The 19274-nt window shown below is 54.8% G+C and carries 15 protein-coding genes; 11 read left to right on the top strand and 4 right to left on the bottom strand.

From position 1 onward, the window contains the following. Nucleotides 1-223 precede the first annotated feature (223 nt). Nucleotides 224-622 (top strand): globin, encoded by a 399-nt coding sequence (locus GNX18_RS15920; protein ID WP_166219322.1) that lies wholly within the window; start codon nucleotides 224-226, stop codon nucleotides 620-622. Here GNX18_RS15920 and GNX18_RS15915 read toward each other — a convergent pair. Further along, nucleotides 616-1080, bottom strand: a complete 465-nt coding sequence (locus GNX18_RS15915) for a hypothetical protein (protein ID WP_166219320.1) — start codon at nucleotides 1078-1080, stop codon at nucleotides 616-618. The two genes, GNX18_RS15920 and GNX18_RS15915, sit on opposite strands and share 7 nt — an antisense overlap. Nucleotides 1081-1341: 261 nt before the next feature. Here GNX18_RS15915 and cyoA point away from each other — a divergent pair, with 261 nt between their 5' ends. From cyoA to cyoE, 5 genes are read left to right on the top strand one after another with little or no spacing between them, the layout of a single operon-like run. Further along, nucleotides 1342-2271, top strand: a complete 930-nt coding sequence (gene cyoA, locus GNX18_RS15910) for a ubiquinol oxidase subunit II (RefSeq protein ID WP_166219318.1) — start codon at nucleotides 1342-1344, stop codon at nucleotides 2269-2271. 3 nt (nucleotides 2272-2274) lie between these two features. After that, nucleotides 2275-4329, top strand: a complete 2055-nt coding sequence (gene cyoB, locus GNX18_RS15905; protein WP_166219316.1) for a cytochrome o ubiquinol oxidase subunit I — start codon at nucleotides 2275-2277, stop codon at nucleotides 4327-4329. After that, nucleotides 4326-4952 carry a cytochrome o ubiquinol oxidase subunit III gene (gene cyoC, locus GNX18_RS15900; RefSeq protein ID WP_166219314.1) on the top strand — a complete coding sequence of 209 codons (627 nt, stop codon included), beginning with the start codon at nucleotides 4326-4328 and terminating at the stop codon, nucleotides 4950-4952. Before cyoB ends, cyoC begins: the two co-directional genes overlap by 4 nt. Next, nucleotides 4952-5293 carry a cytochrome o ubiquinol oxidase subunit IV gene (cyoD, locus tag GNX18_RS15895; protein ID WP_138234478.1) on the top strand — a complete coding sequence of 114 codons (342 nt, stop codon included), beginning with the start codon at nucleotides 4952-4954 and terminating at the stop codon, nucleotides 5291-5293. Before cyoC ends, cyoD begins: the two co-directional genes overlap by 1 nt. 25 nt (nucleotides 5294-5318) lie before the next feature. Next, entirely contained in the window at nucleotides 5319-6212 is an 894-nt protein-coding gene (gene cyoE, locus GNX18_RS15890) for a heme o synthase (RefSeq protein ID WP_138234477.1), read from the top strand. A gap of 87 nt (nucleotides 6213-6299) precedes the next feature. Here the strand turns inward: cyoE and GNX18_RS15885 are convergent, their stop codons facing one another. After that, nucleotides 6300-6689 (bottom strand): hypothetical protein, encoded by a 390-nt coding sequence (locus GNX18_RS15885; RefSeq protein ID WP_138234476.1) that lies wholly within the window; start codon nucleotides 6687-6689, stop codon nucleotides 6300-6302. Nucleotides 6690-6902: 213 nt separating this feature from the next. Here GNX18_RS15885 and GNX18_RS15880 point away from each other — a divergent pair, with 213 nt between their 5' ends. Then, entirely contained in the window at nucleotides 6903-7133 is a 231-nt protein-coding gene (locus GNX18_RS15880; RefSeq protein WP_105103243.1) for a DUF350 domain-containing protein, read from the top strand. A gap of 12 nt (nucleotides 7134-7145) precedes the next feature. Next, the gene (locus GNX18_RS15875) at nucleotides 7146-7958 is read left to right on the top strand and encodes a transglutaminase-like domain-containing protein (protein WP_240914041.1); all 813 of its coding nucleotides are present in this window, start codon (nucleotides 7146-7148) and stop codon (nucleotides 7956-7958) included. A gap of 94 nt (nucleotides 7959-8052) precedes the next feature. On the opposite strand, the gene GNX18_RS15870 is transcribed toward GNX18_RS15875, so the two are convergent. Further along, nucleotides 8053-13350, bottom strand: a complete 5298-nt coding sequence (locus tag GNX18_RS15870) for a PKD domain-containing protein (protein ID WP_166219312.1) — start codon at nucleotides 13348-13350, stop codon at nucleotides 8053-8055. On the opposite strand from GNX18_RS15870, the gene GNX18_RS15865 reads away from it, so the two are divergent. The 3 genes from GNX18_RS15865 to GNX18_RS15855 all read left to right on the top strand — a co-directional run bounded on the left by GNX18_RS15865 (nucleotide 13349) and on the right by GNX18_RS15855 (nucleotide 16210). Then, nucleotides 13349-13777, top strand: coding sequence for a hypothetical protein (locus tag GNX18_RS15865; protein ID WP_166219310.1), 429 nt, complete (start codon nucleotides 13349-13351; stop codon nucleotides 13775-13777). The genes GNX18_RS15870 and GNX18_RS15865 overlap by 2 nt on opposite strands. A 394-nt stretch (nucleotides 13778-14171) precedes the next feature. After that, nucleotides 14172-14990, top strand: a complete 819-nt coding sequence (locus tag GNX18_RS15860; protein ID WP_138234473.1) for a sulfite exporter TauE/SafE family protein — start codon at nucleotides 14172-14174, stop codon at nucleotides 14988-14990. Nucleotides 14991-15061: 71 nt separating this feature from the next. Further along, nucleotides 15062-16210 (top strand): histidinol-phosphate transaminase, encoded by a 1149-nt coding sequence (locus GNX18_RS15855; protein WP_138234472.1) that lies wholly within the window; start codon nucleotides 15062-15064, stop codon nucleotides 16208-16210. A gap of 276 nt (nucleotides 16211-16486) precedes the next feature. Here the strand turns inward: GNX18_RS15855 and GNX18_RS15850 are convergent, their stop codons facing one another. Continuing rightward, on the bottom strand, nucleotides 16487-18973 hold the full coding sequence (locus GNX18_RS15850; RefSeq protein WP_240914040.1) for a TonB-dependent siderophore receptor: 2487 nt from the start codon (nucleotides 18971-18973) through the stop codon (nucleotides 16487-16489). Nucleotides 18974-19274: the final 301 nt, after the last annotated feature.

Here is a 19274-nt window from a genome sequence, read left to right as displayed (position 1 = left end):
AAGGGGCCAAATGGGCCCCTTTTCTATTTCCGAGCCCATGGAAAATTTTTTACTACCAGAAAGAGCGAATTGATCCAGATCAATTTAATCAACCGGCTTGATCTAGATCAATTTTCTCCAAAAACCCTGCCAATAGAATCCCCCCGCCTCGATCAGCGACGTGCGTAGAGGGCGGTGCACCGCCGACCGTATTTACTGGTATCAAAATTCACGGAGATCCACGATGGGGAATGCCGACAGCGATGTGGTGTTTCAGAGCTATGGACGCTGCTGTAATAACGAACATTTCTTTGTCGATTTTTATGATCGTTTCATGGGTAGCTCCGAAGAAATCCGTGCACTGTTCGCCAATACCGACATGGCCGCCCAGCGGCATCTGTTGCGCAACGGCATCATGCAGCTGGTGTTGCACGCTCGCGGCATGCCGGATACCAAGCTGCGCGCGCTGGGATGTAGTCATTCCCGCAGCGGCTACAATATCCGCCCGAAATGGTACGGCCTGTGGCTCGACGCATTGCTGGCAACACTGCAGCAATACGACCCGTACTTTGAGGACGCCACCGCGCAGGCCTGGCGCCGGGCACTCGAACCGGGAATCGAGCTGATCCGCGGCGCCTACTGACCGGTCAGCAGACGGTTTCCCTTTGTACACCCCGGGATTGTTTGGTAGGCTTCGCGCGCAACCGCCGGGGAAAGTACATTCTTTGAACGAATCCCCGGTTCAAGACGCAGGGTGTCACCTGCAAGCACTACCCGCTGGATGAGTTTTTGAAAGCGATCAGCCGTCTTACCAATGCCCCCGGAATACCTCCGGCCAACCTTGACCCAAAGGTCAAGGCGGCATTCGTATTCTGGCTGCTGGGCAGCGCCTTCTTCGGTTTCTCCAACCTGCTGCTGCAATTCGGGTTTCCGCCAAACCCCGCTGAATTTATGCCGATCCTTGAAAGCGGCATCACCTCGGAAACCATCGTCGCGCTTGCCTGCGCCGCCCTGCTGATTACCAGCATCTTCGTTTTCCGGCATTTCTGGCTGCAACTGCTGCTCAGTTTTTTCAGAAGCCTGCGCGCCGTTTTCAAACATTTTCTCCGCGCACAGCAACCGCCGACTCCGGCACTGTGCTCCGCACACCGCTCCGCCCATTCCTCTCGGGCGCCCCCCTTCCGCGCGTAAACAGTTCGGTCTTTCCGACCGTGCGCGCTGATTTTTTCCGGAATCAACAAATCCGTTGACCTGACTGCCTGCGGCAGCAGGGGCTGGACTTGTTCGCTCGAAATTAGCCAGCGCATTTCTCACTACCCCCGGTAGTTGTTATCAACCTCCATAGCGAGAGGAATGCTCCTCGTGTTTATTCGTAGCCTCAGAAACGCTGCGCTGTCTGCCGCCGTGCTTGCACTGGCGGGATGCGACGGCGGCGTGCTCGACCCCAAGGGACAAGTGGGTGTCGATGAAAAATCCCTGATTATCATCTCCACCGTGCTGATGCTGCTGGTGGTGATCCCGGTGATCGTCATGACCCTGTACTTCGCATGGAAATACCGCGAAGGGCGGGAGCATGAAATCTATGCGCCCAAATGGGCCCACTCCACCAAGATCGAGGCCACCGTGTGGCTTATCCCGGTGGTGATTGTGGTCATTCTCGGCGTCATTACCTGGCGCTCCACCCACAGTCTTGATCCCTACAAACCACTGGAACACGAGCGCGAACCGCTCACCGTGGAAGTGGTTTCCCTCAACTGGAAGTGGCTCTTCATTTATCCAGAACAGGGCATAGCCGCGGTCAACGAGCTGGTGATCCCCACTAACGTGCCGGTGAATTTCAAGATCACCTCCGAATCCACCATGAACTCGTTTTTCATTCCGCAACTGGGAAGTCAGATCTATTCCATGGCCGGCATGGAGACGAAACTGCACCTGATCGCCAACGAGCCAGGCACCTTTGAGGGCTTCTCGGCCAACTACAGCGGTGCGGGGTTTTCCGGTATGCACTTCGAAACCAAAGCGGTGGACGAAGCAGTATTCGAGCGCTGGGCAAGCGATATGAAACAAGGTCATCCAACCCTCGACAGTACCCGTTATGCCGAGCTCGCCAAGCCCAGCGAAGACCACCCAGTGGAATATTTCAGCGCGGTGAGCGACGGGCTGTTCCACCAGATCATGTTCAAGTACATGCAGCACTACAACACCTGGAACAAGGCCCCTGTCCATCAAGAAATGGGGCACGGTGCCACTGGCATGCACCCCACCATGCATCATGGCAAAGCGGAGGAGTAACCCATGAATCTGCTCGGAAACTTATCCTGGGAAGCCATTCCCTATCATGAGCCCATCATCATGGGCACTCTTGCGGTGGTCGGCATCGCCGGCATTCTCATCGCCATCGCCATCACCCGCGCGAAACAGTGGGACACCCTGTGGTTTGACTGGATAACGTCCGTCGACCACAAGCGCTTGGGCGTGATGTATATCCTGCTGGCGCTGATCATGTTGATTCGCGGTTTTTCCGACGCAATTATGATGCGCACGCAACTGGCCATGGCCACCAACGGCGCCGCCGGTTATCTGCCGCCGGAGCACTACGACCAGATATTCACCGCCCATGGGGTGATCATGATCATGTTCATGGCGATGCCGTTCATGATCGGGCTAATGAACATCGTGCTGCCGCTGCAGATCGGCGCGCGCGACGTGGCCTTCCCGTTCATGAACAATCTAAGTTTCTGGTTGTCTGCGGGCGGCGCTGTGCTGATCAATATTTCCCTCGGTCTCGGTGAATTTGCCAAGACCGGCTGGCTCGCCTATCCCCCGCTGTCGGAGCTGTCATTCAGTCCCGGCGTGGGCGTGGATTACTATATCTGGGCACTGCAGATTTCCGGCGTCGGCACGCTGCTGACAGGGGTGAATTTTCTGGTGACCGTGTTCAAGATGCGCGCACCGGGCATGAAGCTGATGGACATGCCGATTTTCACCTGGACCTGCACCTGGGCCAACGTGCTAATCGTGGCCTCCTTTCCGATTTTGACGGCGGTGCTGGGCCTGCTGACCCTCGATCGCTACCTGGATTTCCACTTCTTCACCAACGATCTTGGCGGTAACGCCATGATGTATATCAATCTGTTCTGGGCCTGGGGTCACCCCGAGGTGTACATCCTGATGCTGCCCGCGTTCGGGATTTTCTCCGAGGTAATTTCCACCTTCACCGGCAAGCGTCTTTTTGGTTACACATCCATGGTGTGGGCAAGCGGTGCGATTTCCATCCTCGGCTTCATCGTGTGGCTGCACCACTTTTTCACCATGGGTTCCAGCGCCAATGTGAATGCTTTCTTCGGCATCATGACCATGATCATTGCGGTACCCACCGGCGTAAAACTGTTTAACTGGCTGTTCACCATGTATCGCGGCCGCCTGCGTATGACGGTGCCGGTACTGTGGACGCTGGGTTTTATGGTGACCTTCACCATCGGCGGCATGACCGGGGTTTTGCTGGCAGTGCCGGGGGCGGACTATGTGCTGCACAACAGCCTGTTCCTGATCGCACACTTCCACAACACCATCATTGGCGGTGCGGTGTTCGGCTACCTCGCCGGCTTCGCCTTCTGGTTCTCCAAGGCCATGGGCTTCCACTTGAACGAGCGCATCGGCAAGGCCTCTTTCTGGTGCTGGCAGATCGGTTTCTATATGGCGTTCATGCCGCTGTACGTACTGGGTTTCCTCGGCATGACCCGCCGTCTGAACCACACGGACAACCCCGACTGGAATATCTGGCTGTATATCGCCTGTGCCGGTGCCTTCGTGATTCTCGTGGGCATCGTGCTGCAATTTGTGCAGCTGTATCTGGCATTTCGCAACCGCGAGCAGAACCGCGACCTCACCGGCGATCCCTGGAACGGCCACACCCTGGAGTGGTCCACCGCTTCGCCACCGCAGTTCTACAACTTTGCGGTGCTGCCGCAGGTGGACGACATCGATGCATTTACTGATATGAAAGAAAAAGGCACCGCATACCAGCGCCCCGCCAAATATGCGCCCATTCACATGCCCAAAAATACCGCTGCCGGAATTCTAATCGCCAGTGCAGCCACCGCGTTCGGCTTTGCCGCAGTGTGGCATATCACCTGGTTGGCGGTGGCGAGCCTTGTGGCCGCGGTGGTCTTTCTGTTGCAGCGCGCCTACGCCTCGAATGTGGATTACTACGTGCAACCGGATGAAATCGCACGTATCGAATACGCGCACCTGCGCCATGTGAATCCCGCTCCCGCTCACCACCAGGCCACCCCGGCCAAGCGCCGCAAAAAAGCTGCCGAAGAATCTATCGAGGAGGTGTCCGCATGACCGCGATCGCTCACGTACATCAGGGTGCCAACACGACACTGGATCACCACGATCATCACCACCACGACACGAGTGAGAACACCATCTTCGGTTTCTGGCTCTATCTGATGACCGACTGCCTGTTGTTCGCATCAGTCTTCGCCACCTACGCAGTCCTGTTTATGAACACTGCCGGTGGCGTATCTGGACGCGATATTTTCGAACTGGATTATGTCGCTATCGAAACCGCGGCACTGCTGTTCAGCAGCATCACCTACGGTTTTGCGATGATCGCCGCACACCGCCAGAACAAAGGTGCCACCCTCGGATGGCTGCTGGTGACCTTTGCCTTCGGCGCGGTGTTTATCGGCATGGAAGTGAATGAGTTCCATCACTTGATCGCCGAGGGTAATGGCCCGTCGCGCAGCGCCTTCCTGTCTTCGTTCTTTGCTCTGGTCGGCATGCACGGTCTGCATGTTACCGCCGGCCTGATCTGGATGGCGGTGATGATGATCGAAGTGGTCAAGCGCGGTCTCGGCAGACAGACCATCACGCGGCTGTCCTGCCTGAGCCTGTTCTGGCACTTCCTGGATATCGTCTGGGTGTGTGTATTTACCGTTGTCTACCTGATGGGGGTTCTTTAATGAGCGCGCAGACAGATTTACATGCCGATCACTCTCATGAAACGGATCACGGCAGCGTCAAGTCTTACCTGGTGGGGTTTGCACTGTCGGTCATTCTCACCGCCATTCCATTCTGGGCGGTGATGACCGCTCAATTCGACAAGGCCACCAATATCTGGCTGATGGTGACAATGGCAATCGTGCAGGTGGTGGTGCATCTCAAATATTTCCTGCACCTGAACTTCTCCGAACAAGGGCGTGCGAACACATTCGCCTTCCTGTTTACCGCATTGATCATCGTCATGGTGGTTGGATTGTCGATATGGATCATCTACGCCTCCAACGCCATGATGATGCACTGACGCTTTTGGCGATTCGGGAATGGCTATGCTCAAACATTACATTCACGTCACCAAGCCGGGCATCATCGCCGGCAACCTGATCTCGGTCGCCGGGGGATTTTTTCTCGCCGCCCGCGGGGACATCGACTGGCAGCTGTTTTCCGCCACGGTAATCGGGTTGTCACTGGTGGTGGCCTCCGGTTGCGCTATCAACAACTGCATCGACCGCGATATCGACGCGCGTATGCAGCGTACCCGCAATCGGGTGACCGTCACCGGCGCCCTCTCGGTGCGCGCGGCGCTTGTGTTTGGAATAGCGCTCGGCGTTGTGGGATTTGCGCTGCTGGCGGTATTCACCAACGCCGTCAGCGTCGCTTTCGCTGCGCTGGGTTTTGTGATTTATGTGGTTGTCTACAGCCTGTATATGAAGCGCAATTCCGTATACGGCACGTTGGTGGGCGCGCTCTCCGGTGCAGTGCCGCCGGTGGTGGGTTACTGCGCGGTCACCGGCCAGTGCGACAATGCGGCCCTGATCCTGCTGCTGATGTTCTGCCTGTGGCAGATGCCGCACTCCTACGCCATTGCGATATTCCGTTTCCGCGACTACGCAACGGCGAATATCCCGGTACTGCCGGTGGCGCAGGGCGTCGGCAAGGCCAGGCTACATATCGTGCTGTATATCGCGGTGTTTTCACTGGTCAGCATCCTGCTGCCACTGAACGGCTATACCGGCGTGGCTTTTACGGCGGTGGCCTGCACCACCAGTTTCTGGTGGCTGGTGATGGCACTGCGGGGTTACCGGAGGGATGTGGATATTCACAGCTGGGCGCGACAGGTGTTCGCGTTTTCTATCTTTATCATCACCGCACTCAGCGTCAGTATGGCGCTGGACTTTAATGAAGTCGTAACTAACGCGTCCCCACATCTCGCGGGAATCTGATGCCGCATGGACCACCAGATACCATTCCAATAAAAAGGTTTGCCGGCTAACCGGCAAACCTTTTCGCTCTCACAGATCCTTTGACGTTTACCGCTGCAGATCCCGGATGCAGCTGTTGTAGGCATTGATAAATACCTCACTGCCCCGGTTCGGGACCGCATTGGATTTATCCGCTGCCACGTTCCGACAACCCTCAAGCTGATCACTGCTCAGGCCTGTACCCGGCAATGTCTGGCTGCGCTGATACATATGCGCTTGCAATACACGGTCCTTATGAGCCTGTACGGTAGGTTGAGGTACCTGATAGAACAGGCCGGTGTCCTGGTTGAACTGATAGAAATTATTGCCACTTCTCCAGTAGGTGGTGCCCATGATCTGAACTTCCGAAGCACCAGCAGGAAGCTGGGATATCGGCTGCTGCGCCAGGGCGGCACCGGAAAGTGAACAGAACAGTACTACAGGTATTAAGTAACGCATGGAAAACTCCTCCTCTTCCAACGTGCCACGAAGTCTACTCACGCCCGACCGCCGTCCCCAACGAATTTCCCGATAAATTTTCTGATCCGGTGGTTCACAACCGACCCTTTTCAGAAGCCTGGTTTTGTCAATACTGCGCATTTTAAGAAAGCGGAAAACTGGTCTTCAATATGATCTAATTGAGTCCTTATTGGTTCAAAATGGACAAAAAACGTGCAACCAGAATTTCTTACCGCCACCCTGTTCAATCTCGGTATCAACCTGCTCTACACCGTACTGGCCATCATCGTGGGTATGGTTGCATTGCTCGTGATCGACAAAAAGCTGCTGAAACATGTGGATATCGAACAGGAACTCAAAAACGGCAACATCGCCGTAGCGATATTTGCTTCCACCATTCTGGTGTTTGTAGCAATGATCATTTCCTTTGGTTTGAAAGGTTGAGGTTAATTTCCCGTGCGCCTTTTGCTCACCGGAGTACTACTGAGCATACTGATGATGCTGCCGGAGCTGCTCCAACAGCGGAACCAGTTACTGCGAGACAGCGTTGTTCTGAGCCACCAGCGCGCCGCCGCTGGGGAGGGCGAACCTACCGATGTCAGCGACAACCAGCGCGGCACTGTACTGGTGGAAGGCAGCCGCTCGCCACTCACGGAACAAATGGTGCAACAGGCGGTGGGGAAACGCTCGGATGCAGAGAGCGGCTACATTTCTATCTGGAACTGGCAAGGGCTGGAAAACGTCACCGCCTCTGCCCGCGGCCTCGACAGTCACCATCACTTCGCCAACAGTTATCTCGTCGGCTTCCAGCCTTTTGAGACCAAGGAGCTTTGGGTCCCGCTGTACACTCTCGCCATGCGCAAGGAATACCAGTACGACCATCTGCAGTACGCAGGGCTTGCAGATATCTGGCAGACCTCCCGCCAAGCGTATTACCAGAAACGCGGTGACTGCGAAGACCACGCCATCCTGCTGGCGGACTGGCTGATCAATCTCGGGGTGGATGCGCGGGTCGCACTTGGTACCCATAAGGGTGAGGGCCACGCCTGGGTCGTGGCTGTTGTCAATAACACGGAATACCTGCTCGAAGCCACCAGCAAACGGCGCCAGTCCAGCTGGCAGGCCATGCCGCTGGCGGCACTCGCGGAAGGTTATGAAGTGGAATTTCAGTTCAACCGGGAATACTTCTGGGCGAAAACCACCTCGGCGTCCACCCGCAGTTATCGCGGTAAGCACTGGATCAGAAAGTCGCAGTTTGTGCGCGGTTAGTATAGCCGGTATTAATCAGTCGCAATTCTTGCTTAATTGGCGAGGTAATAAAACAACGGCACCTTTCGGTGCCGTTGTTTTATTCCGAATTACCTTACTCCTGACTCAGCTCTTGTAACTCCAGACCACTGATTCCCTGGGAGATAACATACAGTTTGTCTCCGCTGCGCAACAGATGCAGTGGATTTACCAGATTGTTGGCGCTGCCAGTACGGGCAAAGCTCGTAAGATAGTCATGCTCATACAGTGTGCCGTCCGAGCCCAGTACTTGAACTTCACCGGCAGATTCATCGAACACCAAGCTGTTCACCATTACGCCAGTCGCAGTCAGGCTGAGGACATAGGTCATGTCGGAGGCGAGGAATACATCGCCACCGCGGGTTATAACGTGCTGGCTATCAGGCGTCGCCCAGATGTTGCCATTCATTCGGTAGTATCCGTGATAGGGTGAATCGCCGAGACGGGTGATGCCAGTACCGCTAATGTCGAATTTTTCAATATCGGAAGGAGATAAGTCACTGTCCGCGGCAAATACCCAGTTCTGCGATGGGTGCAACGCGAGGCGTGAACGCTGCCGGATGCCATTCTGCCCAAGCAGGACGCCGGTCTCGGCATTATAAGAGAGGATATCTGTCCACTGGCCGGAACCCGACGCCACCACCAGTTTACCGGAATCAGTAGCCACGAGATCGTAAGGATCTGTCGCCACCAGGATAGTGTTGATATGGGCCTGTTGCTCAGGATCAAACTCAGCCACATAACCATACTGGTCCTCTTCCCACCAGTAACTGCTATGCTCTTGCACCAGCAGCGCAAGATAGAGCTTGCTGCCATCTGGTGTGATCGCCAATCGCTCCGGCATTTGTTCAAACTCGAAGTAGCGTTCGGTAAGACCACTCAACAGATTTACCACATATAGACGCTTAGCTGATTTATCGCTGAAGTAAGCCTTATTCCGCGTCTGGTCCACCACAAAGTCGGCTATGGCAAAATCCAGCTGATTGGCAATGCTGCCCGTTACCTCTATCCCCGTGTTCACACCCTGCGCGACAGAGAGACTCTTCTGCGCAATCGAAGCAAGCCCTCCCGAGTCGCGGACCTGCATGCGAACGAGGTAGCTACCCGCCAGTATATAGTTGTGACTGGCAGAAGAACTGGTAGAGAAGTCACCATCCCACTCACCATCACCGTTCAGGTCCCAGCGGTACTGCAGTGCATCACCATCCTCATTGTCAATACTGCCCGAGGCATCGAAGGTAAATGTGTTCGCCGTATCCATCGCCGCTGCATCAACACTGAACGCGGCCACCGGCGCGGTGTTAGCGCCGCAGCCAATGCAGGGATGTACGTATTCACTCAGCTGGAATGCCGTCTGCCCTTCGGAAACAACGAACACACTGCTGCCAACTACGGAAATGGATACCGTATCTGCCGGCACCGACATGGTGTCAACCTGCAACCAACTGCTTAGATTGAAGTACTGAACACTTCCGTCTGACAATAGCGCAAACGCCAGTTTTTCCGCTGTATCAAAAGCCAGTTGCTCTATCCGCACCTCCTCCGAGGTCAACCCAAACACAAAGGAGAGATCTGATGTGCGAAAAATATCGCCGCCGCGGCTGATCAGGTAGTTTCCATCTGGGGAAACCCAAATATTGCCATTCACGCGATGATTGCTCAGATAAACGGAATCCACCGAATCATCAATACCAATACCCGATATATCCAGTTTGTAGATATAGGAATATGAGTCGGACTGAACCGCAAACACCTGCTTCTGCGAAGGAGACAAGGCCAACACGAGCTGGCTTGCCACACTGAGACTACTAAGCAGATTGCCACTGTCAGCATCATATGCCTGGACGTGATTCCAACGTCCAGAGACAACCAGCTGCCCTGCATCCGTCACCACGAGGTCATAGGGGTCAATCGCAACCGGCAGTGTATTTACATGGGCCTGTTGCTCGAGATCAAACACAGCAACATAGCCGAGCTGCTCTTCCAAACTGCGGTATGCATTAGAACTCGTAGAAAGTAACGCGAGATACAACTTACTGCCATCTGGAGTAATCGCCATGCGCTCCGGAATTGCCGGAAATTCAAAGTAACGTTCAGTCAATCCGGTTAACAGGTCGACTACATATAACCGCTTTTCCGATTTATCGCTGATGTAAGCCTTGCTGCGCAGAAGATCGACTTCCATTTCTGTCACAGTGAAGTCAAGCAAATGGGCCGCGCTGTCTGAGACTTCAACACCATTGTCGATGCCCTGGGCAACCGAAACCACCTTTGTTCTGGTGGAGGTCAGACCGCCGGAATCCCTGATCTGAAGACGCACCTGATAGCTGCCCGAGAGCAGGTATTTCTGTTCCGCGGTAGAGTTGCTGGAGAACGCCGAGTCCCACTTTCCGTCACCGTTCAGATCCCAGCGATAGAGCACTGCACTCCCATCTTCGGAATCACTACTTGCACTACCGTCAAACTCATATACGTTCGAGGTATTACCTGTTTCCGGGGCATACTCAAAAGATGCCGTAGGTGCAGTATTAGCACCGCAACCCGTACAGGGATGCTCCATATCCGTAAGCAGGGATTCAGACTCCGTACCGGCCAGAGCAACGACTTTGCCACCCATTACGGAAATCCATTCACTCCCATTCAGTACAGGAACACTGCCAACCTGTAACCAGCTGGTCATATTGAAATACTGCAGGCTGTCGGCAGACGTCAGAGCGAAAGCCGTGTTTTCCACCGGATCGAAAGTCAGCTGTTCAATGTAAACACCCTGGGCGGTGAGGTTCGTAACAAACGTCATGTCGGAGGCATTGAAAATATCACCACCGCGTGTGATCAGATACTTTCCATCCGGCGTAGCCCATACGTTGCCGTTTATACGGTGGTCGCCGTGGTAGGGGGAGTCACCCACACTCACAATACCTGCGCCACTAATATCAAATTTTTCAAAATCGGATGGAGACGAACCCGTGTCCGCCGCAAACACCCAATTCTGGGACGGATGGAGAGTTAGGCGGGATGCCTGACTAATGGATGCATTGCCGAGAACCTTGCCAGTACTGGCTTCGTACGCGTAGATATCGGTCCACTGACCAGAACCCGACGACACGATCAGCTTGCCGGCGTCTGTAACCACCAGATCGTAGGGGTCGGTATTTATCTTGAATGTGCGGACATATGCAAGCTGTTGCAGGTCGATCTCTGCGATATAACCATACTGCTCCTCCTCCCACCAATAAGAACTGTGCTCCTGGGCAAGCAATGCCAGATACAGGGTAGAACCGTCGGATGTCATGGTCATGCGCTCAGGCATGAAATCGAATTCGAAATATCGCTCGGTGAGGCCGGTGGTGACATTCACTACATACAGACGTTTGCCGGCCTTGTCGGTGATATAGAGCAGGTTGCGCGCTTTGTCCTCCTGTACTTCGGTAACATTGAAGTTCAGGCTATTGGCGACAGCATCCTCTACAACCACACCGGGATCAATCCCCTGCGCAACGTTGACGCTCTTGACAGCCGTGGAAACCACCCCCCCCGGATCCTTTACCTGCAGGCGAACAAAGCGCAAGCCCGCCAGTGTGAAGCGATGCTTCAATATCGGACTGGAAGAGAAGTCCGCTTCCCACTGACCATCGTTGTCGATATCCCAGCGGTACTTAAGCCCTACGCTACTTTCACTATCGCTACTGGTCGATGCATCGAACGTGTATAGATCGGTCGTGTTGCCATCGGTCGGAGTGTAAGCATAGCGCGCGACGGGTGCTGAATTGTTACCGCAATCGGCGCAGGGGTGCTGTTTCTTGATGGTGATTAGTTCATTCTGGTCAACCAGAAAGTAACTGACACTGTCCCCATGGGTATGGACTCCGAGAGCATTGCCAAAATACATATCTGTGGTTACTGCCTCGAAGGTAGACAGATTGACAATCAGAATGCTCTTGTCGGAAAGCATGAGCCAGGCAAGACCCCGCGCAGTATCAAAATGTACGTGATGGATCGTTACCGACGGCGGAGTAATACTTTTTACATAGGAAAGGTCACTGGCTAAGAACAGGTCCCCGGCACCAGCAATGACATACTTACCATCTGGCGTGGTCCAGACGTCGTAACCAGCGCGATGATTGTAGTTGGTGGATACATTAGAGGGGCGCACAATACCCGCGCCACTGATATCCAGCTTTTCGATTTCCGATGAGCTGGACCTGGAGACAAATACGGATTGTTCATCCGAGTGCAGGCTGATATATGAACCCTGGTAAATGTGATTGCTCATGCGGCCAAGCTCTACGCCAGTATCCGCATCGTAGGCGATGATGTTGGTCCACTGCCCGGATCCCGACGTCACTACCAGTTTTCCGCCACTGGTAACTACCAGATCGAATGGATCGATATTGAGTGTGAGGGTTTTAACAAGAGTGCGGGACTCGAGGTCGACTATCGCTACGTGGCCCAGCTGATCTTCCTCCCACCAGTAGGAGCTATGTTCCTGCTCCAGAAGCGCCACATAAAGCTTGCGCCCATCCGGAGTAGCCGCCATCCGCTCGGGAGCGTGGTCAAAGGTGAAATATTGCAAAAGGTCGCCGGAGTATAGATCCAGTACTTCAACACGCTTTCTGCTTTTATTGGATATGTAGAGTAGGCCACGATCCGCATCTACATAGGTATCGGCAATGCCTTCAGCTGCGCTGGCACCAATATGCACCAGCTCCAGAAGGTTGTCGGTTGCGTCTTCCAGTCCATCCTGATCGTCATCTTTATCGGTATTGTCCCCCAGATAGTCGCCATCAAAATCCCGCTGTTCATCGGGGTTCCAAGGCAACTGGTCGAGTTCATCCGCGACACCGTCATTATCATCATCCGGGTCGACGTTGTTCATCAGACCATCGCCGTCAAAATCGAGCAGCGTGGATTCCGCCAACTGACGGGAAAAGTGTCGAATGGCATTGGCTGGCATCACCGGGCCGTCTCTTCCTGGCAGCGACGCAATAAGAGCCTTGACCTTTGCGCTAGCCAGAAACGTCTTATATGACTCGGACAAATCGGCCAATTTAATGTCGGCGGCGGCCAGTGCATCAATATTCACCTGCGGGATAACGATGGCATTTTCAATATCACCATCGTCATCAAGGGTCTGTAACAGCACAAGCGTGTTGATCACTTCATTGCTGCTGAAATCCCGGAGCGCAAACAAATCAAAAGGCGTCATTACCGGTAAGGCGGCTACTTCCGGAAAAGCGATATTCCCCACTGAAAAGACAATGTGGTCATCTTGCCTGAACTGGAATTTCCCGCGGGCATCGGTGGTACCGGCAAGGCCGGAGGTGGTGGTGTAGGAGAGTCCCACCACGCGGCTGTCCAGGAATATGCCATCCATGGACACAACGTCACCGCCACTGGAACTGCTGGATCCGCCCCCGGAGCTGCCCGAACTTGAGCTGCTGGAACCACCAGTCTGGGGCGATTCGCTCGATCCGCCCCCGCCGCCGCAGCCCGACAACGCCAGCACAACTGAAAACAGTAAAGTGAAAAGATTTCGGGAGAAAAGTCCGTGTTTCATGGGCAATCCGGTTATTAACGTCAAATACAGCCAGAGGTCATTGCGCGCAGCAATAACTGGAGCCCCTGAACAACCAGACTACAGTGACGGCGAAGCCCCCCAGAAAATAGCGATCAAGGCTAAAACAGTGATCGACGCCAGTCCAGAGCGTGTAATGAAGTGTAATTTCGTTAGAGCCGACCACAAAAAATACAAAACGAACAATAAAAAAACACAAGAGTTAGTAAAACCACAATATGAGTGATAATCAACCAGAACTATACCCGTTACCTCGACTCCGATCCGCTTCGACAAGGATTCATTTACTGCCTCCACTATCTTCGATGGCCTGTTAATGGTTTCTCGCCCCTACGTCTGTCATAGAACCCGGGCGGCTAATCATATCGGCAAAACAGGCAGCACCGACTTAACGTTTCCTCTGGCCAATGAAGTACCGGAATTTCGCCAACTTAAAATTGGCGCGAGCTTGATAGCGAATTGGCGGCCGAACTGCAACGTGCATACTGTTCGCATTCTCAGATCCCACTCCCCCGATCCCTGATTTCTTTCGCCCCGACTCCACTCACCGCGTATGCCCGGCTTTTGGCACGTTTAATGCTTTTCACCCTTTGTTCAACGGGGAACAAACGGGGAAATTTATGAGTATTGAGGAAGTATCTCTGTTCATCCTGCTGCTGTGCGCCGCAGGTCTTATCGCGGGAATTACCGCGGGACTGTTCGGCAATGGCGGAGGCTTTGTGGTAGTGCCCGCGTTGCTCGCCGTATTTCCCTTTCTGCACAGCGCTTCGGATGAAATGATGCGGGTCGCTGTGGGTACCTCCCTCGCTTCCATCGTGATTTCCTCGGCGCGCTCGGTGCAGGCGCACCACAAGCGAGGGGCGGTGGATTTCAAGGTATTGCGGGACTGGTCGATATGGATTGTGCTGGGCGTCGGCGCCGGTCTGTATATTGCCTCGTTTACCGACAGCAAAAGCCTTGTCTATGTATTTGCGGCCGGTGTACTCCTCTACTCCATCTATTTCCTGTTTCCGAATCTGTTCGATGGCCTCAAGGGCAAACTCGAAATGCCTACCGGCCTCGCCCGCGCCGGGCTCGCCAGTTTTCTCGGTGGGTTTTCGTCTCTGCTCGGCATCGGCGGCGGCACCATTACCGTGATGACCATGGTGCTGTGCAACCGCCCTGCGCATCAGGCGGTTGCAACCGCTTCTGGTATCGGCTTTCTGATCGGTCTGCCCGGAGCCATCGGCTTCCTCATTATGGGGCTCGACGCACCGAATCTGCCCATGGGCTCCATCGGCTACATCAATATCCCGGCGCTGATTGCGATTTCCGCGTTCTCTATCATTTCCGCGCCTATCGGTGCGCGCTGGGCACACAGTCTTAATGAGCTGCATCTGAAGCGGCTGTTCGGGGTGTACCTGATTGCCGTCTCCCTGGCGATGTTTGCCAAGGCCTGATTACAGCGTTAATCCAACACACATAAACACAAAACACAAAACACAAAACACACAGCCAGGAGAGCAGAATAATGCACAAATCACTGAGCAGAAGGTTGTTTTTACAAGGGGCAACAGCGGCCTTTTCCGCGGCTACCATGGGTGGACTTGCGAGCAGCGCCTCCGCCAAGGAAATTATCAGACCCAAACCGCTGTACGGCCCACCGCCGGGTGTGGCCAGGCTCAGCGCAAACGAAAATCCCTACGGGCCCAGTCCCGCCGCCCTCAAAGCCATAATGGAGGCAAGCCAGAAAGGGGCCTACTACGTTTACGACAGTGTAACGCGGCTCAAGGAAATGATTGCTGAACGCCACGGTCTGACACCGGATTACATTTCCCTCGGTTCTGGCAGCAGTGCAGGACTCACAGCGGCCGCCATCGTCGCCGGGCGCAAGGGCAACATTCTCGGTCCCGATCTGTTTTGGGATACCACAGCTCAGGTAGTGGAGGTTCAGGAGCTGGGCGAAATCAAAAGGCTGCCGAAACTGGAGTCTCTGCAGATCGACCTGGATGCCATGTACGCAGCCATTGACGATTCCATCTCCATGGTACAGGTCACCAACCCGAACAACCCCACGGGTCTGTTGATTGACCCGATCGCTATGCGGAATTTCTGCATCAAAGCTTCCAAAAAGTGTACCGTGCTGGCGGACGAGGCCTATAACGAACTCACCGACAACAGCGATGCCAATACCGTCATTCCCCTGGTGAAGCAGGGACATGACATTATCGTTGCACGCACCTTCTCCAAAATCTACGGGCTTGCGGGTATGCGCGTGGGCTACTTGATTGCGCAACCGGAGAAGATAGAAGAAATCGAAAAGTACGGTGTGGGCTGGTACGGGCTCAACCAGGCCGGCCTCGCCGCCGCCATCGCCAGCTACGAAGACCACACGTTTATGGATTACTGCCGCAACAAGGTGAAAGAAGCGCGGGAGATGGTCAGTGCGGCGGTTAAAGAGAATGGGCTAACTGCGCTCCCCTCCGTCACCAACTTCATGTTCGTCAATCTGGGCGATCTCAATGCGGAAACTTTCCGCGCGGAGATGGAAAAAGAAAGTGTGTTTATCCGCGGTATCTACCGCGACTACACCAACTGGTCGCGGGTCAGTATGGGCTTTATCGAGGATGTGGAGAAATACACTTCCGCACTGCCAAAAGTTCTTCATCGCTTGGGCTGAGCAAACGCCTGTTCCTCCAAATGGCCAGCACTGCTGGCCATTTTTCTGCCGGTATCCGATTCGCGAAAACGTTTATCGCTTTTAGTTCGCGTCACGCAGCGCCCGCCGCCACAGGCAAACGAGCATACTGGCCGTGATTTGCGGAAATCCGGATACTGCGCACGGTTAGTGTGATTAATCCAACCGACTCGCAAGTGAGTACCGGCTCGACAAACTTCTGTCGCGCAAAAAAATCCCCGCAAAGCGGGGATCAAGCACGTGAAAGGCAATGGAAGACTAGAAATTGTGTTGGAGACTCAGGTAGTAAAAACTGCCCTGCCAGTCGACGATGGAACCGGTGGGATAGATAGCACCGCAGCAGTAGTCGCCCAGTAGATCCTCGTCTGGGTATTCGTCAAAAATATTCCGACCGCCGATACTGGCACTGGTGGCTTCGGTAAAGTGGTATTTACCTTCCAGATCCACCTGTACCACGGAGCCGTACTTCTGCACCTCGCCATCCTCGTAATTTTCCGAAGTCCCGTACCAATTGGCCCTGGCCATCAGCGAGACGGGGCCAATATCGTGCATCGCGGTCACGGCGCCGCGCAGTTTCGGGTCGAAGTTTTCGAAGTCGTGCTGATCCTCCTCGTTCAGGTATTCACTGGGGTCCGAGGTAAATTCCGACTTGTTGTAATTGAGCGAAGCGGTAATGTTGGTGGTGTTGTCTGCGGACCACTCCAGTGGATAGGTCGCCACCAAATCTACGCCCTGGGTACGTGTGTCGAAGGCATTGGTGAAGTAAAAGACACCGCCAATGGATTCCGCCCCCACCACACCGGCGTCCACCAGTGCCAGATAGTTTTCGTAGGCCGCGCCACTGTCAGTATCTGCGGAAACATCCAGGGTGGAGATCGCGTAAGTCCTGTCGTCCACGTCGATGCGATAGAAATCCACCGTCAGATTGAACTTGTCAAAATCCGCAGTGAACCCAAAGGTAAAATTGGTTGAAGTTTCCGGCTTCAGGGCTTCGGCGCCCAGCGCCTGGGCGACACTGCTGCTGGCGGGAAACAGGCCGGTCGCCACCGGGAAGCCGTTTGGCAGGCGCGTGGACACGTTGGTGGTACCCTGCTGGCCCGGCGTTGGTGCGCGGAAGCCGGTGCCGATTGAGGAGCGCAGCCCGATGCTGTCGGTGATGTCGTATTGCATCGCGAGCTTGCCCACCAGCTCCGAATCAAAGTCGGAGTAATCCTCGAATCGCATAGCGGCCTGCACAAACAATTGATCGGTGAGGTCGGTGCTCAGATCGCCGTAGATGGCATAGGAGTCGCGGGAATAGCTGCCGCTGTATTCCGGCGAATACCCGGGAAAACCGTTGGAACCCACACCCACCACCTGATAGACCGCATCATCCGGATCGGCACAATCGAGACTGGAGCCATCGGCAATGGCAGCAAGACCCGCGCTGGAGGCGGTGCCATCGGCATTGCAGAGGCCCCAGGGATCTGGTGTGGCATATGGGCCCGCCTCGTAGGAAGCCTCGTCACCGCCGGTCAGCTCGTAGGATTCATCCATATAGCTGAAACCGAACGCGGCCACCACCGGGCTGCTTAACCCCAGCATTAACTCTTTGGAGAAGTCCGCCTGGATTTGGACTTCCTCATTCGCCAGGGTGCCCGGCTTAAAGGATGTGGGGCTATCCGGTCCCATGGACGGGTTGATGGTATTTTTCAGGGTATAGCTCACCTCCGAGTAGCCGTAGCGCGCACTCAGATCGTAGGCAAGACCGGAAATCATTTCGCCCTTAAGCCCGGAGACCAGCGCATAGTCAGTGACATCGCCAAAAAAACGCGGGGTAAAGCCACCGGGGAATTTCTCTAGCGGACTGTAGATGGAACCGTCTTCCAGCCGCAAGTCTTCAATAGTGCCATTGCCCGGATAACGGTAATAGAAACCACCGTCCGCCGAGCTTTCGGAGTAGTTGCCGAACGTATAGAGTTCCCTGCCCTCGCCGAGATCGTAGCCGGCATTGAAGAACAGCCGCGCGGCTTCGGAATTGGGCTGCCCCCAGGGCTGCACCACATCCCCTTCAAGAGATGCTTTTTTTGCCGCTTCGATATACGCCGCATCCTGATCGTCGATACAGAACCAGCTTTCGCAGTACTGTTCTGAGCGGGATGTGAAATCCGCGGAAGACACCTCACCGGAAATACTCAGGAAGCCACGGCTCCCAAGCGGCATACCCACGTTGCCGGTGGCGGTGGTCTGGAAGCCATCACCTTCGCTGTACTCACCGGTGCGAACGCCAAAAGACCCGCCTTCATCATTGTCTTTCAGAATAAAGTTGATCACACCGGCGATGGCATCGGAGCCGTATTGAGCCGCCGCACCATCGCGCAGCACCTCGACGGATTTGAGTGCGGAACTGGGGATGGTCGCGATATCCGGGCCCTGGGTACCGGAACCGCCGATCTCCACCAGTGCGGCTCGGTGGCGGCGCTTGGAGTTCACCAGTACCAGGGTTTTATCCGTAGGCATACCGCGCAACTGTGCCGGGCGAATAAAGGTACCGCCGTCACTGATCGGCTGGCGCGCCAGGCTGTAGGAGGGAACAAGGGTCATCAGCACATCATTGGTATCGGTGTGGGAAACCGACTCCAGCGCCTCACTGCCGAATACGTCCACCGGCACTGGCGAATCAGAAACCGAGCGCGGCTTGCCCCGCACTCCGGTCACCGCTACTTCCTCTATTTCATCTGCCACCACCATTGGAACCGGTGCCATGGCACCTCCGGCGATAATTGCTACCACAGCACAACTTAGAGACTTCCGCTTCATGAGCCACCCCTCTTTATTAAAAAAACGCCATAACTTTTTGTTGAGTTTTGATTTTTTCGGGCAAAGAAACCCCGCACCGCGTACGTATCAGATTGCGCGGTGAAACTGGACATCGGGTACAACGGATACTTCTGTTAAGGGTCAGTGACGGTCATTGCGACCTGTGCCCTTCTGCGCCTGACGGCGGCACTAAATGCCCGTCGGTACGGCTTAACCTAAATTCAGCAATATGCGTGCCAGAAAATTT

The sequence above is a fragment of the Microbulbifer sp. SH-1 genome, assembly GCF_011326135.1.
In the GTDB taxonomy this organism is placed as follows: Bacteria; Pseudomonadota; Gammaproteobacteria; order Pseudomonadales; family Cellvibrionaceae; genus Microbulbifer; species Microbulbifer harenosus.
Note: the sequence above shows the minus strand (reverse complement) of the source record. Positions and strands in the feature narration are given on the sequence as shown.

Excerpts from the sequence above, each read along its gene's own strand:
- cyoC (WP_166219314.1), top strand. The coding sequence starts at position 4,326 with ATGACCGCGATCGCTCACGTACATCAGGGTGCCAACACGACACTGGAT.
- GNX18_RS15865 (WP_166219310.1), top strand. The coding sequence starts at position 13,349 with ATGGACACAACGTCACCGCCACTGGAACTGCTGGATCCGCCCCCGGAG.
- GNX18_RS15915 (WP_166219320.1), bottom strand. The coding sequence starts at position 1,080 with ATGTTTGAAAACGGCGCGCAGGCTTCTGAAAAAACTGAGCAGCAGTTG.
- cyoD (WP_138234478.1), top strand. The coding sequence starts at position 4,952 with ATGAGCGCGCAGACAGATTTACATGCCGATCACTCTCATGAAACGGAT.
- GNX18_RS15870 (WP_166219312.1), bottom strand. The coding sequence starts at position 13,350 with ATGGATGGCATATTCCTGGACAGCCGCGTGGTGGGACTCTCCTACACC.
- cyoB (WP_166219316.1), top strand. The coding sequence starts at position 2,275 with ATGAATCTGCTCGGAAACTTATCCTGGGAAGCCATTCCCTATCATGAG.
- GNX18_RS15855 (WP_138234472.1), top strand. The coding sequence starts at position 15,062 with ATGCACAAATCACTGAGCAGAAGGTTGTTTTTACAAGGGGCAACAGCG.
- cyoE (WP_138234477.1), top strand. The coding sequence starts at position 5,319 with ATGCTCAAACATTACATTCACGTCACCAAGCCGGGCATCATCGCCGGC.
- GNX18_RS15850 (WP_240914040.1), bottom strand. The coding sequence starts at position 18,973 with ATGGCACCGGTTCCAATGGTGGTGGCAGATGAAATAGAGGAAGTAGCG.
- GNX18_RS15920 (WP_166219322.1), top strand. The coding sequence starts at position 224 with ATGGGGAATGCCGACAGCGATGTGGTGTTTCAGAGCTATGGACGCTGC.
- GNX18_RS15885 (WP_138234476.1), bottom strand. The coding sequence starts at position 6,689 with ATGCGTTACTTAATACCTGTAGTACTGTTCTGTTCACTTTCCGGTGCC.
- GNX18_RS15860 (WP_138234473.1), top strand. The coding sequence starts at position 14,172 with ATGAGTATTGAGGAAGTATCTCTGTTCATCCTGCTGCTGTGCGCCGCA.